At 38.0% G+C, this 16,160-nt stretch carries 14 protein-coding genes and 2 pseudogenes; 6 read left to right on the top strand and 10 right to left on the bottom strand.

Annotated elements, in window-relative coordinates:
* Nucleotides 1-161: 161 nt before the first annotated feature.
* Both BSO02S_RS02705 and BSO02S_RS02700 read left to right on the top strand, forming a co-directional pair.
* On the top strand, nt 162-905 hold the full coding sequence (locus BSO02S_RS02705; RefSeq protein ID WP_066062054.1) for a response regulator transcription factor: 744 nt from the start codon (nt 162-164) through the stop codon (nt 903-905).
* Nucleotides 906-913: 8 nt separating this feature from the next.
* The gene (locus BSO02S_RS02700; protein ID WP_066062050.1) at nt 914-2,683 is read left to right on the top strand and encodes a sensor histidine kinase; all 1,770 of its coding nucleotides are present in this window, start codon (nt 914-916) and stop codon (nt 2,681-2,683) included.
* A gap of 115 nt (nt 2,684-2,798) precedes the next feature.
* Here the strand turns inward: BSO02S_RS02700 and BSO02S_RS02695 are convergent, their stop codons facing one another.
* A complete protein-coding gene (locus tag BSO02S_RS02695; RefSeq protein ID WP_066062047.1) occupies nt 2,799-3,986 on the bottom strand; it encodes an amidohydrolase in 1,188 nt (395 codons plus the stop codon).
* Between the two features lie 523 nt (nt 3,987-4,509).
* Here BSO02S_RS02695 and BSO02S_RS02690 point away from each other — a divergent pair.
* The gene (locus BSO02S_RS02690; protein ID WP_066062748.1) at nt 4,510-5,328 is read left to right on the top strand and encodes a squalene/phytoene synthase family protein; all 819 of its coding nucleotides are present in this window, start codon (nt 4,510-4,512) and stop codon (nt 5,326-5,328) included.
* 691 nt (nt 5,329-6,019) lie between these two features.
* Here BSO02S_RS02690 and BSO02S_RS02685 read toward each other — a convergent pair.
* The 5 genes from BSO02S_RS02685 to BSO02S_RS02665 form a co-directional block, all read right to left on the bottom strand.
* Complete coding sequence (locus BSO02S_RS02685) at nt 6,020-7,561, bottom strand: IS200/IS605 family accessory protein TnpB-related protein (protein ID WP_066062046.1); 1,542 nt, start codon at nt 7,559-7,561, stop codon at nt 6,020-6,022.
* Complete coding sequence (locus tag BSO02S_RS02680) at nt 7,530-8,189, bottom strand: IS607 family transposase (protein ID WP_066062043.1); 660 nt, start codon at nt 8,187-8,189, stop codon at nt 7,530-7,532. Before BSO02S_RS02680 ends, BSO02S_RS02685 begins: the two co-directional genes overlap by 32 nt.
* 423 nt (nt 8,190-8,612) lie before the next feature.
* Entirely contained in the window at nt 8,613-9,821 is a 1,209-nt protein-coding gene (locus tag BSO02S_RS02675; protein ID WP_066062745.1) for an acyl-CoA dehydrogenase family protein, read from the bottom strand.
* 15 nt (nt 9,822-9,836) lie between these two features.
* Nucleotides 9,837-11,024 (bottom strand): CaiB/BaiF CoA transferase family protein, encoded by a 1,188-nt coding sequence (locus tag BSO02S_RS02670; RefSeq protein ID WP_066062040.1) that lies wholly within the window; start codon nt 11,022-11,024, stop codon nt 9,837-9,839.
* Between the two features lie 295 nt (nt 11,025-11,319).
* Nucleotides 11,320-11,646, bottom strand: a complete 327-nt coding sequence (locus BSO02S_RS02665) for a DUF3870 domain-containing protein (RefSeq protein ID WP_084374878.1) — start codon at nt 11,644-11,646, stop codon at nt 11,320-11,322.
* Nucleotides 11,647-12,142: 496 nt separating this feature from the next.
* Here BSO02S_RS02665 and BSO02S_RS02660 point away from each other — a divergent pair, with 496 nt between their 5' ends.
* A complete protein-coding gene (locus BSO02S_RS02660) occupies nt 12,143-12,346 on the top strand; it encodes a hypothetical protein (RefSeq protein ID WP_066062037.1) in 204 nt (67 codons plus the stop codon).
* Between the two features lie 224 nt (nt 12,347-12,570).
* On the opposite strand, the gene BSO02S_RS02655 is transcribed toward BSO02S_RS02660, so the two are convergent.
* Nucleotides 12,571-12,846 (bottom strand): putative quinol monooxygenase, encoded by a 276-nt coding sequence (locus BSO02S_RS02655; protein ID WP_235846843.1) that lies wholly within the window; start codon nt 12,844-12,846, stop codon nt 12,571-12,573.
* 304 nt (nt 12,847-13,150) lie between these two features.
* On the opposite strand from BSO02S_RS02655, the gene BSO02S_RS27820 reads away from it, so the two are divergent.
* On the top strand, nt 13,151-13,489 hold the full coding sequence (locus BSO02S_RS27820) for a DEAD/DEAH box helicase (protein WP_066062034.1): 339 nt from the start codon (nt 13,151-13,153) through the stop codon (nt 13,487-13,489).
* 395 nt (nt 13,490-13,884) lie between these two features.
* On the opposite strand, the gene BSO02S_RS26810 is transcribed toward BSO02S_RS27820, so the two are convergent.
* Together BSO02S_RS26810 and BSO02S_RS02645 are read right to left on the bottom strand one after the other, a co-directional pair.
* Nucleotides 13,885-14,058, bottom strand: a complete 174-nt coding sequence (locus BSO02S_RS26810) for a hypothetical protein (RefSeq protein WP_157081366.1) — start codon at nt 14,056-14,058, stop codon at nt 13,885-13,887.
* A 516-nt stretch (nt 14,059-14,574) separates the two neighbouring features.
* A complete protein-coding gene (locus tag BSO02S_RS02645; protein ID WP_066062031.1) occupies nt 14,575-15,300 on the bottom strand; it encodes a 3-ketoacyl-ACP reductase in 726 nt (241 codons plus the stop codon).
* Nucleotides 15,301-15,384: 84 nt separating this feature from the next.
* Here BSO02S_RS02645 and BSO02S_RS02640 point away from each other — a divergent pair.
* Nucleotides 15,385-15,606, top strand: a pseudogene (locus BSO02S_RS02640) (aldehyde dehydrogenase family protein); the annotation flags it as partial.
* An 80-nt stretch (nt 15,607-15,686) separates the two neighbouring features.
* Here the strand turns inward: BSO02S_RS02640 and BSO02S_RS26050 are convergent.
* A pseudogene (locus tag BSO02S_RS26050) lies at nt 15,687-16,074 on the bottom strand (AAA family ATPase); the annotation flags it as partial.
* Nucleotides 16,075-16,160: the final 86 nt, after the last annotated feature.

Raw genomic sequence — 16,160 nt, 5'->3', positions numbered from 1 at the left:
CTTGTTAGCTATATTTAATCAAAGTATGAGGGTTAAAAAAAGGGACTTGAATTGATATTTCGTATCATTAATTGACAAGCGACAACATTTATTCACCTTGTTGTAATATTAAAAGTATAGTATATTTTGAATATTATAATAAATTTTGGAGGTGGCGCTACATGTACAATTTAGTAATTGCCGATGATGAATATGAGATTCGGAATGGATTAGTAAACTATTATCCATGGGAAGATCTGGGATTCGAAGTAATTGGACAAGCATCCAATGGAAAAGAGGCATTGGAACTGATTTCAAGCGGCGATGCGGACGTTTTACTTTGTGACATTCAGATGCCAATCATGACTGGACTTGAGGTAATAAAAGAAATGTACCAGCAAAATTCTCCTGTTATGACCGTTTTCCTAAGTGGTTATCAAGATTTTCACTTTGCCCAAGCGGCTTTAAAATATGGGGTTAAAAATTATATTTTAAAACCTACTAAGTTTTCAGATTTATCGGATGCTTTTACTCCCATTAAAAAAGAGTTGGATCAAAGAACCCCCCCTCTTTCCCAATCGGCAATCATAAATAGAAATAAAAGTGGAGAAGATGATCCTATTATTTATAAAATTAAAGAGTATGTTAAAGCCCATTTTAAGAACGCTTCCTTAGAAGGTGCCGCTCAAATTGTTTATATGAACCCTCACTATGTCAGCAAATACTTTAAACAAAAAACGGACGAAAATTTCTCTGAATTTGTTTTTCAAATAAAGATGGAAGCAGCAGCAAAATTACTGAAAACTATGAAATACAAAGCTTATGAGGTTAGTGAAATGGTGGGTTACAGCAATGCCAAGAATTTCACACGTGCATTCCGTAAATATTTCGGTGTCAGTCCAAAAGAATATCGGCAGCTGAATTAGGGGCTGTTATGGATTCCTTAAAACGTTCCTTTTACTTTAAAAATTTAATTAAACTGCTCGTTCCAATGGTCATTCCCATCTTAATTCTTGGATCGCTCGCGATTACGTTCATTCATTTCTATCTGAAAGATAAAATAAATCAGGAAACCTTGAATCTATTAAATCAAATCCAAATGAACGTTGAAATGATTTTCAGTGAACTGGATTCAATTAATTTGACCATTGCTGCCAGTGCAGTTGAATTTATTGATTTGCAAAACATGCTTGAAAAAAAATGGCTTGACCGTGAGGATTATGTGAAGTTGGCATCGTTAAAAAATATCATTGATTCCCCTGCGATTGCCCATTCTTACGTTGATTCCATTTATATTTACATAGACAATGACAAACATCGCTTTATAACCTCCACAACGGGCGGAGTAGTTAACCTCTCCACTTTTGAGGACACATCTTGGTATAAAGGAATTAAGAAGGATATAGGCAGCGATGCATTTTGGACTAAGAAAAGAACGATTATTCGAAACCCTGTAAATCTCCCCTCCAAAAAAATAGAGGTCATTTCGATGTATCGTAGTTTTACCCTTGCAAATGGCAATCATGGCTTCATTGTTTTAAATGTCAATGCTGCCTATTTGAAGGATTATCTAAATAACTTGTACAAAATGCGCGGACAAAATATTCTAGTCATGGATCAGGATTACCAGGTTCTCTTTGAAAACCATCCGATTACATTAACACGCACCGATACCCAGTCCATGGGTAACACGACTAACACAATTAACACCATGAAGATTCAGAACGAACCATCTATTGTTTTTAAACTAAAGTCTGATCAATATAGTTGGTTGTTTTTTTCAACCATTCCGAAGGGTTCGCTTTATAGACTCCCTTATCAACTAAGTATGGTTACACTCATTTTATTACTCTCCTCCATTATTATCGGGGGAATTGCGGCTTATTTTTTAACAAAAAGGAATTTCGCGGAGATTCATTCCATTATCAATATTTTAAACAGTGCGGAAAAGGGTGAACCTCTCCCCCATTTACCAACCGCTGTAACGGACGTACATAGCTTCATTATCCATAAAATTTTAACAAACTTTATGGAGCAATCCTACATGAAGGTGTTGTTCTCAGAACGGAAGTATAAAATGCAGGCATTGGAATTATCCGTCCATCAATCACAGTTAAATCCTCACTTTTTGTTTAATACACTGGAAACTATTAATTGGAAGGTTATTAGTCTGACGAAAAAGCCGAATGAAATAAATGATATGATTGATCATTTGGCCAATATACTACGTTATTCATTAGATGCACAGGATGGTTTAGTGTTTTTAAAGGATGAGATTAAACATACCAAAAGCTACGTAGACATTCAAAAAATTAGGCATAGGGATCAATTTACGTGTATTTGGGATTACGATAAGGGCATGGATAAATATTTTGTTGTCAAACTATTTCTGCAGCCACTTATTGAAAATTCTCTCCAGCATGGCATGATTGGTTTGAATAGAAAACTTTCCATTAAGGTAAAAATAAATTCTTCTCTTACGGACCTTGTGGTATCGATCATTGACAATGGGGCTGGAATTAACCCGGATAGATTAGCAGATATCCGTACGAAATTAAGCACAAATTATACATCCTCCAATCACATTGGGCTTTATAACACAAATAAACGCTTACAATTAACCTATGGAGAAAAATATCGACTTACGGTTCAGAGTAAGCCTGGTTTTGGAACCATTGTAGGGGTAAAAATTCCGATTAATTAACGATGAAACGTCCAAGCATCGACAAATAGAAAGTGAGAAGTCAGCGTAAGAGATGTGCTTCCTTTTACGCTGTCTTCTCACCTTCATTAGGCCACTTCGCGAAAGCAGAAGTGGTTTATTTTTCATTCAAAAATTTTAATGAAGATCGTACGAAATAATTTACCCCAAGAATCAAGGACTCTTCTTTTACATCAAATTTAGGATGATGATGCGGGTAATTCTCTTTTGGATTTTCACTGCCAGCACCCAGCATAACGAAACACCCTGGGGCTATGGCTGAAAAAGCCGAGAAATCCTCCCCTGCCATGATTGCTTGAGAGATTACGCGATTACTTTCACCAAAGGTTTCAACGATAGTTTGTTCCACCAATGAGGTGATTTTTTCCTCGTTTACAACTGAAGAGTATCCAAGCTGATAGTCCAATTGATACGAAGCATCATGTGCTTCCGTCAGCCCTTTTGTAATCTTTTCAATCCAAATTGGAATTTGACTGCGAATTTCCGGATCAAAGGTACGCACAGTCCCGCCAAAGGTCACGCGGTCAGGAATAATGTTATTTGCTGTTCCTCCCTGAAATTTTGTAACAGAAATGACGGCCCGTTTACTTGCATCTACTTTTCGCGAAATAATTTGATTGATCCCGTTCACAATCTGAGCGCCGATTGCAATCGGGTCAACCGCCGCCTCTGGTTCTGAACCATGTCCGCCCCTTCCTTGGATCACAATATCAAAAGAATCAGCTGCTGCAGTTACAGGACCATAATATACGCAAAATTTTCCTGCAGGAACTTGGGAAGCTAGATGGAGGCCGATTACACCATCAATTCCTTCGGCAGCGCCCGCCTTAACCATTTCCGAGGCTCCACCCGGGGGATGTTCCTCTGCATGCTGGAAGAAGAATCTGATTTCCCCTTTTATTTCATCTTTTAATTGGGAAAGTACCTTTGCTGCGCCTAGAAGCATGGCAGTGTGTCCATCATGTCCGCAGGCATGCATGACATTCTTGTTTTTTGATTTAAACGTCAACCCTGTTTCCTCCAGGATGGGCAGGGCATCCATATCCGCTCTTAAACCAAGAACTTTGCCCGGTTGTTTACCGATGAGCCGTCCCATCACACTTGTTGGGGTAACGCCGGAAACTTCAATATTTCCGAATGATTGCAGCTTTTCATAAACATACTTTGAAGTCCCAAACTCCTGAAATGAAAGCTCCGGGTTTTCGTGAAAATGCCTCCGCCACTCAACTACTTCATTTTCAACTGCATCAACCAAATTCTGAATATCTACCATTTTCTCAATCATATATTCATACCCTCCCTAAATTCTTGTCTTCAAGATAATCTTAGTGAAAAGGTAAGGCTTATGGCAACAAATGATTTAGAATATTAAGAAAGTTACCAATAAAAGAGTATTTTCTTAAATCAGGGCACTTTATCGGTTCTGGACATTGGGGTCAGCGTATAATGACATTGGGGTCAGTCCCCCGGTTCAGTAAAGCTTTAACGCACCAGGGGACCCCAAAATTCTGCTCAGGCATTTTCTTTTGCAACTTTATCTCAGTTTAGTAAAATAAGGGGAAGATTAATTATTTTATAAAAATGAAGGTAAGACATTAAAATGATCTTTTTGCAAAAAAATTGATTTCTGCAACAACAATCTATAATCACCCATTTATTCTGGTTTTCTCCATAAGTAACAAATTCTACCTCACTTTTTAATCGCTCCTTTTTGAAGATTGTATTAATGCCTTATGATTGGTTTTCTACAAGAACAAATCATTTAGGTTATTTTTATTATTTAGTTGAAGATGGAGGAAACAACTATGATGACCGAAAAGAAATTTCCAAAAGATGCTTTGCGAGTATTAAAAGAAACAAGTCGTACTTTTTATATTCCAATTACCTTTTTACAAAAGGAGTTAAAACATACGGTTGCATCCGCCTATTTAGCTTTGCGGGCAATCGATGAAATTGAAGACCATCCAACTGTGGAAAATGAAATCAAATTCACCATTCTTATGCAAATAAGCGAATTATTAAAAAGGCCTTTTAACGAGAAAGAATATTTACAAATTCTTGAACCAGTAAAGAATAAAATTCCCGAAGTTACGCTTCGTTTAGGCGAATGGTTACAAGCTTGTCCGGAAAGTACGCTATCCATTGTCATGGACACTACGAGCAAAATGGCATTCGGGATGGCAAAATGGGTGAAAGCAAACTGGCAAATCCATACGCGAGAAGATTTGGATGACTATACATACTATGTAGCGGGCCTTGTTGGGGTTATGTTGTCCGAACTTTGGGAAGTAAGTGCTGATATAAAAACAGACCGCGAGCTTGCAATTGGTTATGGACGCGGACTTCAAGCAATAAATATTCTACGTAATCAGCAGGAAGATTTAGCTGAGCGCGGAATAAGCTTTTTACCAGATGGTTGGACTCGTGCCGAGCTATTTGAATATGCTGAAGAAAATTTAGCAAAAGCGGACGAATATATCAAGCCAATTAATAAACGAAGCATTGCCTTATTCTGTCGTCTGCCACTTGCTTTAGCACATAAAACAAGTAAAGCAATGAGAGACGGACGTAGAAAAATGACACGTGCTGAGGTAGAACACACAGTAGAAGAAATTCAAACAAAATAATTTAAGAAAGGAGTGGGGGCTAACATTTTAATGAATGTATCCTCCTCTTCTTTGAATTAATGGGTAATTCAAGGTTTTGTACCTTGACACATACCTATATATTTACAACTTTATCAACAAAAAAGTGCCAGGCGCCATCAAATTATTGAATGGCATCTAGCACTTTTTGACTGACCGTATTTTTCAGAGAAGTCTTTTTTATACTGTACTTTTTGCGATAAATACCCCTTAACCTGGTATTTCTACTTCTGTTAACCCGAGATTCAGGACAGTGGTTAAACCTTCATAGGTAGCTTCTTCAAGGGTCCGTGGTGCGAGACAATCACCAATTTGATGAACGACTGGAGCTAACCGTTCCTAAAAACATAGACATCTATGTACATGAAGAAATCTATATGTTCTAAACAACTAATGATTTGTTTAGCACGCAAAACGAACAGTGTTTTTTGCGAATTACGTTAGGGAATCACGCCCTAATTCCAGAATGAGAACATCCGTCCAAAGGAGTCTTTCAACTTCTATAAACTTCTTCGTCCCCGTCTCAGGTGCCATTTACACGGCACAGGATATCTGTCGATACTCTGGAAAGGCTGTTAGCCACGCTGGTGAAGCCTTGATACAACACAAATTGGAGTACGTGGTCCGTTTCTTCCTTGCAGGTAAAAAGGAAGCGTTGCCCCAATTTTCGTACCTAAATATCTGCTTTTAACAGTTCAATTTTATCCTGAAAAAAATATGTCTTTTTCAAATGGTTGGTAATGGTTCTCCAATTACTAAAATTGGATTGATGTTTATCAAAGTTCTTTGGAAAGGACAGAATCATATCATACTTTGGCTTTTCCGTCTTGAAATGATAACCGCGCCTGGCAATCATGCAGGCTGCTGCTTGATGGGAACTGAGACCATATCGTGCCATGAATTTCATTTGCCCGATTTGGCTGGTATAGGCTGGGTTAACTCGTTTGATTTTTACTCCTGCCTTCTTCGCCTTTGATTCCATCAATTGTTGAAATGTGGAATAAGCAAAGCCTGAAAGCATTCGGGCATAGGCAGGACCCATTTCCCGTAGCTGTGTCTTTTTCCTTGAAAAGTCCAACCTTTCAATCACAACATCTTTATGTACGAACACAGCGTAATCCAGAATCGCTTTTACGGCGTCACTCATTGACGCAAGTACTTGCTCTTTTCTTCTGCTATACATAGGCGTTTTTATCGTCCAGCTATGGATTGGATTACCAAATCGGTCAATTTCACAGATGGCAAGAAATCCAGCATTTAGATCAATCCCAATCAATCCGTTATCATTCGTCGTTCCCGCTTTAGGTGTTTCCCTTTCAACGGTTGCATTGACATACCAGCCCTTTTTACGCTTCATAAATCGGTAGGTAATGGAAGAATAGTATTTTTGCGGACTTCCGCTTCGGGTAAATCCCATACTAGGGACCTTCGCCTTGTCTAGCCACTCCTGCCCGTAGGGAAAAATGACGGAAGAGAATTCAATATATTTTCCAAATGTATCTGCAAAGTGATTGGCCACACGTAATCTTAATGTATTTTTCAAATCATAGGTTGCGGTTTGGTTTCCATAGGTTTCATCTTTCGAGCCAATTACTAAAAACTGGCTTTCCCGAGCTTCCAGCCAGTCATTTCTCCATTCTTGATGGTTCTTATATTGATTTTCTTCCAAATGAAATTGTTTATGAAACAACTTCTTTGAACCAAAGCAAATGCGGATTCTTTTATTTTGTACGTCTGACTCTAGTTTTTTCAATTTTTGCCCAAGATTTCTTAATCTTCGCTTCTTTTGATGGAGATAGAACTTAATGTTATGGTATTTTTTCACCATTTTTAAAAATGATGGATTTGTTTGCGGAATCATTTGGAGTTTTTGATGTAGTTGTTCTTTTTGCGCGGTTTTCTTGTCAATTATCCTCTGTAGGTACTTTGTTTTAGACTTTAATTCCTGAATTTCTAACTTTCTTTTTTCAATAAAAGAAGAGACCTTCCCATCCAGTTGCATTCTAATGGAGTTAAATTGCCGGGCTGTAATTCCGAATTGCATCATGAAAGTCTTTTTGAGGCTGGAAGAGGCAGCCCCTTTGACATGAGATTGTACAAACAGTTTTCGCTCCAGTCTGCCGAAATACGCCGCATACTCTTGGAGGTAGTTATCTGACGAGAGACCATTATGTAGTGGAATGTTAAGTAGTTTCGTTTGGTAGGTTTGCAACATCTTCCAAAACCTCCTTTACTTTTTCTTCTACCATTTTATTTTTGTGGCTTCGAATCCCATAAAGTTTTCCTGAAAAGCTGGTAATGATGGCAATTAAATCATCCACAAGCTCTTCTTGAGGTGCTTTTTCCTCTGTTTGGTCATCTAAAATATGCAATGTAACCTGGTGGCTTTCAAAATAAGTTTGCAAATAATGAAACCCAAATCGGGTAAGGCGGTCACGGTATCGTATAGCGAGGTCCGTTATTAATCCTGCCTCTGCCAGTTTCATAATTTTTACAAGTCCCTTTCGTTTGTCATTTAGTCCCGAACCCACATCCTCAATCACCGTAACCTGCTGGAAGGAATTTAGGTCCATATGACGTTTGATAAAGTCAATCTGTCGTTGTAAATCTCCTTTCATTTTTTGTTCATGTGATGAAACGCGGGCATAAATGACTAAGTTCGTTTCATTCACTTTGTCAGCATCGGTACCAATTAATCTATTAATTTCGCTTTCTGGCAATCTTCTTTGCCCGTTTGGAGTACGGACAAAGGTAGCTTTGCCTGAATGATCCCAACGTTGCAGCGTTTTGATTGTTACACCTAAAATTTTTGCAGCATCATTCATCCTAAATAACTTTTCCATAATATAACTATAACACCAAATTCAGTGTATGTCTATTAATGTCTATATTTTTGGAAACTGCTAATAACCCTTTTACTTCCTCATACAATTCTGTATGAGGGATTCGACCATAGGCTAAAACTATTGTATCCCAGTCTCTTACTTCCTCTCTTTCATGTGAAAATAGATTTCTAATGATTACATTGTCATGGTAAACCCCACCCAAATCAAAATGTGGACGCATTCTAACTTTTAACTGGTAAAAACCAATATACGGTTACCTAACTGCTTTGGATTACTACTAAAAAGGTTATCAATAGTGGTTACTCTCGGATCATTGATACCCTCCACATGAGGTAGGTATGGTCTAGACCCCACTGCACAGATAATGACACAGGATTCAGCACCTATTACAATAACCATTCCTCATTAATTTCTTGCACCCTAATTTGTTACAGAAGCTTGTTCAAAAGGCCATGCAGGCAATTGTTTACGAAGCGGCTTATCTTCCCTATATCCTAAAGCGTACTCACCTTGCATAATCGTATGGATTTCCCTAGTGCCTTCATAAATCACTGGAGCTTTAGAGTTACGCAAAAAACGTTCTACAGGATATTCATCGGAATAACCATAAGCCCCATGGATTTGAACAGCATCATTTGCAGCGTCAAAAGCGGCATTACAAGAAATCCATTTTGCTAGTGACGTTTCTTGTGTATTCCGTTTTCCCTGATTCTTTAGGCAGCCTGCTTTAAAAACTAGAAGTCTGGATATTTCAAGATTTGCACTCATCTTTGCAATCATTTGCTGAACTAGTTGGTGTTTTCCAATTTCTTTGCCAAATGTTTTCCGTTCATGGCAATACTTTAGGCTGGCTTCAAGGCTGGCTGCTATTAAACCAACTGCTCCAGCAGCTACGGTAAAACGCCCATTATCTAAAGCGGACATGGCTATTTTAAATCCTTCCCCTTCCTCACCTAATCTGTTGGCAACAGGAACTTTTACATCCGTTAAAAAGACTTCTCCTGTATTTCCAGCCCGAATGCCCAATTTCCCCTTGATTGCCTTTGTTTGTACTCCTTCAAAACTACGTTCGACAATAAACGCCGTAATCCCTTTATGTCCTAAATCATGATCTGTTTTTGCAAATATCAAGAAGTTATCAGCAACATCGCAAAGGGAAATCCATGTTTTAGAACCGTTTAAAATATAATAATCCCCATCCCGTTTGGCAGTTGTGCTCATAGCCGCAACGTCAGATCCTGCATTTGGTTCTGTCAGACCAAACGCTGCGATTTTATGACCTTGTGCCTGAGGGACTAAGTACTTTTGCTTTTGTGCCTCTGTTCCCCACTGTAATAAGGTCATACTATTTAATCCTGTGTGAACGGATACGGCTGTACGATATGCAGTATCCCCACGTTCTAATTCCTCACATACAATAGCCAAAGTATTATAATCCATTCCAACTCCGCCATATTCTTCGGGAATGCAGACACCCATTAATTGCAAATTAGCCAATTTCTTAAGGATAGCCGGTTGAAAATGACCTTTACGGTCCCACTCCTGAATGTTTGGAATGATTTCTTTATCAACAAACTTTCTCACCATTTTCTTTACACTTTGCTGCTCCTCTGTCAACTCAAAATTCATCATACTTAAATCCTCCTAAATAATATTATTTTCTTTCAATCTTGTTATTTCTTCATGGTTATAACCGATTCTCTCCAGCAGTAATTCTGTATGTTCACCTAATAATGGGGGATGATGCCTCATAGTTACCGGTGTTTTTGATAGTTTTAGCGGGGACCCTGTTAATTTAAGATTCTCGATTAAGGGGTGTTCCATCTCCACAACCATCTCTCTAGCCTTTACCTGTGGATCCTCAAACATTTCAGCAATGGTGTTAATTGGGCCATTCGGAACCCCAGCAGCATCTAAGCGTTCTTTCCATTCTTTTTTCGGCTTTTTTGAAAGCAGTTCTTCACAAATGGCAACCAGTTTATCGTTGTTCCTTAAACGCTGTTCATTATGAATAAAGTCTTCCCTATCCGCTAATTCAGGCCTCCCCAGGACAGCTGTAAATCTCTTAAACTGTTCATCATTCCCTACTGCAATGACCAGCTTCCCATCCTTGGTCTCAAACACCTGATAGGGAGAAATATTTGGGTGCCGATTCCCCATCCGTTTTGGGATCACTCCGCTGCATAAATAATTGCTCGCTACATTGATTAATGAAGAAATCTGGCAATCCATTAGTGAAATATCAATTTCCTGTCCTTCCCCGGTCTGGTTCCTATGATGCAAGGCCCCTAATATCCCTATACAGGTATATAATCCTGTTAAGACATCTGTAATCGCCACTCCCACTTTTACCGGCCCGCCGTCAGGCTCGCCAGTAATGCTCATCAGCCCACTCATTGCTTGAATAATATAATCGTAACCAGGTAAATCTTTATATGGGCCAGTTGTCCCAAAACCTGTGACGGAAGCTAAAATCAGCCCAGGGTTTTTGGCTTTAAGTTTCGTATAGCCTAAACCCATTTTTTCGAGTGTTCCAGATTTGAAGTTTTGAATAACAACATCACTTGTAGAAGCCAGTTTCGCAAAAATCTCTTTTCCCTCTTCTGATTTAAGATTAAGTGTCATACTTTGTTTGTTGCGATTGGCACATATATAGTAAGCACTTTCTCCATTTACAAAAGGCGGCCCCCAGCCTCGAGTTTCGTCTCCCGATACATAGTGTTCAATTTTTATCACTTCTGCTCCCAGGTCACCGAGAATCATAGAACAAAATGGTCCTGCCAGTACCCGGGAAACATCCAAAATCCGAATTCCATCAAGTGCCCTCTTCACGCTATCACCTCATTCCAACGATTTGATAAACAAAAAAGAGCCAGCAAAACAAACAACGAAAGATCCCATTGATTGCTTTACTGACTCCTATTCATAGCTCGTCTCCCTGCAAAGGAAGCTCAAGTGAATATAGTCAATATTAATATAATCATTTTTTTACGATCAAGCTGGTCATGCAGCAAGGACATTGCTGTCATCCAGTTGTTATGATAATTATAACCCAATAGTTTGAATTTTTCAATAACTATCCCCAAAAGAAATTACTCAAAATGTTAAACTTAATGAAAACCAATTATTATATTTTTTCAGTAGATATTATTTGCTGATAATGGAGATCTAGATCTTTTAACGCCGCCACCAATGCATTGGTAGCCTTACCTCGATAATACATTTGAAGCGAAGCGATTGCTTCATCAATACCGTCGTTTAAACTCATCCCCCTTAACACCTGACCAACAAATTCACGGCCATGTTCAGTAGCCAATGTACAGGAGGCCTCAAGTATGACCCCATATTTTCTATCGATTTCTGCTGTAATCGTCAATGTTTCATATACACTTTTAGCTGCCATCCCTTGGGGTAACCGTGCATGCCCGGCAATAAACAGAGTTTTTCCGTTGATCAACTGAATTTACCTCTCTTTTCCAAAAATGAATAACATAATCAACAGTGAATCTCTTATTTTCCTTCTTGTTTAACACTACTTTGAACTACTAATATCCTAGCATATTAATCTGAAAAGTAAAAATGCTTTATCAAAAATTAGATTATAGAGATTACTATATTTATAACCTCTTCCAATTCTTTGAAGTAATTCGCTTTTTATGTGAGAAAAGGTGTGGAATTTCCCCTCCTACGACATTTCCTAGTGAAATGCCATGCGAATGATAAAGCACCTAAATGCCAAATAGACCACTTTCCCTTTATTCCTTACTCATTACCACAGTTACAGCCGATGACCACTCATTCATTAGCAATTGCACCTTTTTTTTCCTTTTCAAACTGGTCTGTTCTTTACGAGCCTCATTTCAAAGGTGGCAACACTTTTTCAAATGATTTGGTTCTTTTTTAACAAATTGGGGACAATAAAGGCAAAATAGATTAGGAGGTGTACCGGGGTGAAACATAAGGAAAATGAAGCAGTTGAAGCCAATCAAAAAATGGATGCATTCTTTCTTGACTCCGATTTCAAGAACACGGAAGGCAATTCCGAGGTAGAAACTGCAAATCTGGAAATCCAGGAACAGTTTTATGAGAATGAAGATGAAGACCATTCACTTCCGTATCATGTTGACATCAACAATCCACCGATAAAAAAGTAATAATAAGCCTTTTTTGTGCTATGATGCATAAAAAAGGCTCTAGTTCTTAACGATTCAATTAGCGAAGATTGGAAAAAGCGATATCAATGGATAAACTCGCGGATTATAGTAAACTCCTGGATAGGCTTACAATTATTATAGCATTTTCGTATTAGCACTCATGCTTTATTTGTTGGGTTTCATAAAATTTCATGAAATACGAATTGTAAATTTTTACCTGATAATTATTTCACTTCTCTATAAACATTAACCTCAATACTTTCTCGCAGTTTCCTAAGCTCCGGAACAATTTTTAACACATGCTTACTTTGATTATGCTGTTCTAACGCCTCTTCATCCACCCATTCTTCAAGCATTGTTAGGATGGTAGGATCATTGATCTCTCCATGAAGAGCGTACGCTAAACAACCCTTTTCTTTTCGGGTTTCTGCAACAAGTTCTTTTGCTAGCATTACATAGTCTTCAACCTTCACTCCAGCTTTTAGTTTTCCTTTTGACAACTTTAATCATCCTAAAAACTCCCTAATATTTCTTTATTTATTGTCTAAAACTGCTTCATCAAACGCCAAATATCAGATAATAGTAAACACCGTCTTCATCACAGGTAAAATCTGTTACATCCTTCGCGATTTCTTTAATGCGATCGGTGCGTTTTTCATATTAATACCGAGATATACTAATTTCAGGTTAAGTTCAACTAATCTTCAAGAAATCTACCAGTCCATATCAAAGGATGAACAGCGAAATCAATTACTATTTGATGATGTTTTAAATGAATTAGATAAAGGAAGTTCCACAATTGTTTTGACAGAGAGAATTGAACATCTTGAATTCCTTCGTGATAAATTTAAAGGTTTTGCCAAAAACATTATTATCCTTACAGGGAAAATGAATAAAAAAGACCGAAGGACGGAATTGGAACGCCTGGCTAAAATCCCAGATAACGAAGAGCGACTAATAATCGCAACCGGTAAATACATTGGTGAAGGTTTTGATGATCCGCGTTTGGACACTTTGTTTTTAGCCATGCCCATATCTTGGAAAGGTACACTCCAGCAATATGTTGGACGGTTGCACCGAATTCACTCTAACAAACAAGAGGTTAAAGTTTTCTATTATATTGATGTACATGTCCCTATATAAAAACAATGTTTGAAAAACAGCAAAGTGGGTATAAGTCATTAGGATATGTTTCATTGAATAATAAAGAAAGCAGGTCAACTGAGCAAATGCAATTGTTTTAGTGGGAAGGAAATTGGATTTCTAAGCACAACCCTATAACCGTTAGGTAAATTAGGTTTTGAATTGAAAAGAAACTGTCTTTAATAACAGTTAAATTGCTATAAATAATAAGAAAAAATCATAGGTATCAATAATACAATAATTAAACCTACAACAGTTACGGATATAACTTTAGTCAAACTTTTTTTCACTTCTTTTTCCAAAAAAACGCCCCTTTTCTTAAACAAAATGGTCCTTTAATGGAAACAGGCACAAACCTTATTCCATTATTGCTCCCCTATAGCGGAAAACAAATTTTAAAACGGAAGGTTTTGAAAAAGCGAAATAGTAATAATTAAAGTTGATAAAGAGCCTAAAGATGCCAAAGATACAATTTTTCGGTTGTTTTGCTTTTTTGAAGGCTTACTTAGTTCATGGATTACTGCACCCCATAAAAGCACGGATGCTAAAATAATAATACTCATAGTCATATTTGGTATCTCCTTTCTAAATATTTTAACTTTGTTTATATTCTAACACATATGGCTTTTAACTTTGATCAGCCGGAAGATGTGGTGGTAATCATCTGTCATTTACAGGTACATTTCTTGTCATTCAGTGGTAAAAAGTTATCAACGTTGGTACATTTTCTTGGCCGTAATCATTATGCGCTAGTTTGGAATTTATATTTAAAAAAATAAATAAAGTAAACGCGATGCGTATAACCTGGTTAAGGTCTTATGCATCGCGTATTTTTGATCATACCTTTTTTAACTATAGCATAGATGGCCTGCCCTCACTCAACACCACTATAATATAGATGGGCAGGCATCCGCTCCCAAAAAATACCAGGATGGTAATTTCAGAAAAAGTTTAACGATTAACTTCGACAGAAATCAACAAAACCCGGGTGGTGCCTGTCACTATTAATCTTACCCATCATTGCAAATCCAATTGCAAGAAGACAAAAAAAATTCGAAGTCAGCATGGACCGACTTCGAATTTAATTAAAATGGGTTGGTTGCTAAAAGGCTTGCAGTTTTGATATAAACTCGTGGATGTAATTTTAATTGGGAAACGATAAATTCAGCAATATCTTCAGGTTGCATATATTTTTCATCATCGTTTTCTGCGATTAAATTGGTTTTGACAGCCAGTTCTGTAGCTACCGTGCTAGGAGTTAGGGCCGTTACCCGGATATTGTTTCTACGGACTTCTTGTGCTAATGATTCAGTTAGACCAATTACTCCAAATTTAGATGCGCTATATGCACTAGATGTAGCAGCCCCGTTCAACCCATTGGTCGATGAAATATTAATAATATCACCGCCATTTTTTTCGATTAACTGTGGAAGTACAGCACGTGTTACATAATATGTACCCATTATATTGACATCAATGATTTTCTTCCATTCCTCTGGATCCATTTCTAAAAGAGTCGCAAATTTTCCAATTCCGGCATTATTTATAAGAATATCCGCCGTGCCCAACGCGTTTGTCAATTTTTCAATGGCTTGATCTACCTTTTCTAAGGATGAAACATCAACTGCAGCATATGCTACTTTAACTCCCAAACCTTCAACTTCACTTGCCACTTCCTTTAAAGCAGCTTCTGTTCTTGCAAGCAAACCTACATTTATCCCTTCATTTGCTAATGCAATCGCAATCGCCTTGCCAATTCCTCTTCCAGCACCAGTTACAAACGCAACTTTTCCTTTTAATGATTGTGCCACTACAAACAACTCCTTCGATAAACTATCATTCCCTACTTTTCCATTATATATTGAGGAAAGCAACCATTCTAAAATTATGCCTGCAAAGCTGTTGGCGTTGTCGGACAAATTATTCCTTGGAACTTCCCATTGCTAATGGCGATGTGGAAACTAGGCGCAGCACTAGCAACGGGCTGTACGGTTGTATTGAAGCCCGCGGAACAATCACCACTATCCGCATTGTTCCTAGCAGAATTAATCGAAGAAGTAGGATTCCCGCCTGGGGTCATAAATATTGTCTCTGGCTTTGGTGAAACAGCCGTTCAGCATCGTATAACCTAAAGCCCCAGACGTCCTGGGGATAATCGTAATTTTATGAACCGGCGCAGATTGACTTTGTTTCGCTGCCGACTTTTACCAATAGCATCAATCTCATCAATAAAAACAATACAAGGCGCCTTTTCTTGCGCTTTAAATAGATCCCTTACCCTTGCGGCACCCATCCCGACAAACATCTCAACAAATTCAGAACCTGACATGGAAAAGAACGGAACCTTTGATTCCCCCGCAACTGCCTTTGCAATAAGAGTTTTCCCTGTTCCTGGAGGGCCGACTAACAAGGCGCCTTTTGGAATAGTTGCTCCGATTTCTTTATATTTTTTTGGGGTTATGAAGAAAGTCGACAATTTCCTGCAGTGCTTCTTTTGCTTCATCTTGACCGGCAACATCTTTAAAGGTAATCCCTGTTTGGGTTTCCACATAAACCTTGGCATTGCTTTTGCCCAATGACATCATACCGGTAACCGTCATATTCCTTTTAAAGTCCACCCAATTCAGGTAAGATTTACTAGAAAACTTGTAACAATAGAGGAGATTTTTTC

It is taken from the genome of Neobacillus soli NBRC 102451, from assembly GCF_001591665.1.
GTDB classification, from domain to species: Bacteria; Bacillota; Bacilli; order Bacillales; family Cytobacillaceae; genus Neobacillus; species Neobacillus soli.
Note: the sequence above shows the minus strand (reverse complement) of the source record. Positions and strands in the feature narration are given on the sequence as shown.

Bases quoted from the DNA above. Each gene is read 5' to 3' on its own strand.
- BSO02S_RS02705 (WP_066062054.1), top strand. From the start codon at position 162: ATGTACAATTTAGTAATTGCCGATGATGAATATGAGATTCGGAATGGA.
- BSO02S_RS02700 (WP_066062050.1), top strand. From the start codon at position 914: ATGGATTCCTTAAAACGTTCCTTTTACTTTAAAAATTTAATTAAACTG.
- BSO02S_RS02695 (WP_066062047.1), bottom strand. From the start codon at position 3,986: ATGATTGAGAAAATGGTAGATATTCAGAATTTGGTTGATGCAGTTGAA.
- BSO02S_RS02690 (WP_066062748.1), top strand. From the start codon at position 4,510: ATGACCGAAAAGAAATTTCCAAAAGATGCTTTGCGAGTATTAAAAGAA.
- BSO02S_RS02685 (WP_066062046.1), bottom strand. From the start codon at position 7,561: ATGTTGCAAACCTACCAAACGAAACTACTTAACATTCCACTACATAAT.
- BSO02S_RS02680 (WP_066062043.1), bottom strand. From the start codon at position 8,189: ATGGAAAAGTTATTTAGGATGAATGATGCTGCAAAAATTTTAGGTGTA.
- BSO02S_RS02675 (WP_066062745.1), bottom strand. From the start codon at position 9,821: ATGAATTTTGAGTTGACAGAGGAGCAGCAAAGTGTAAAGAAAATGGTG.
- BSO02S_RS26810 (WP_157081366.1), bottom strand. From the start codon at position 14,058: ATGACTATGAGTATTATTATTTTAGCATCCGTGCTTTTATGGGGTGCA.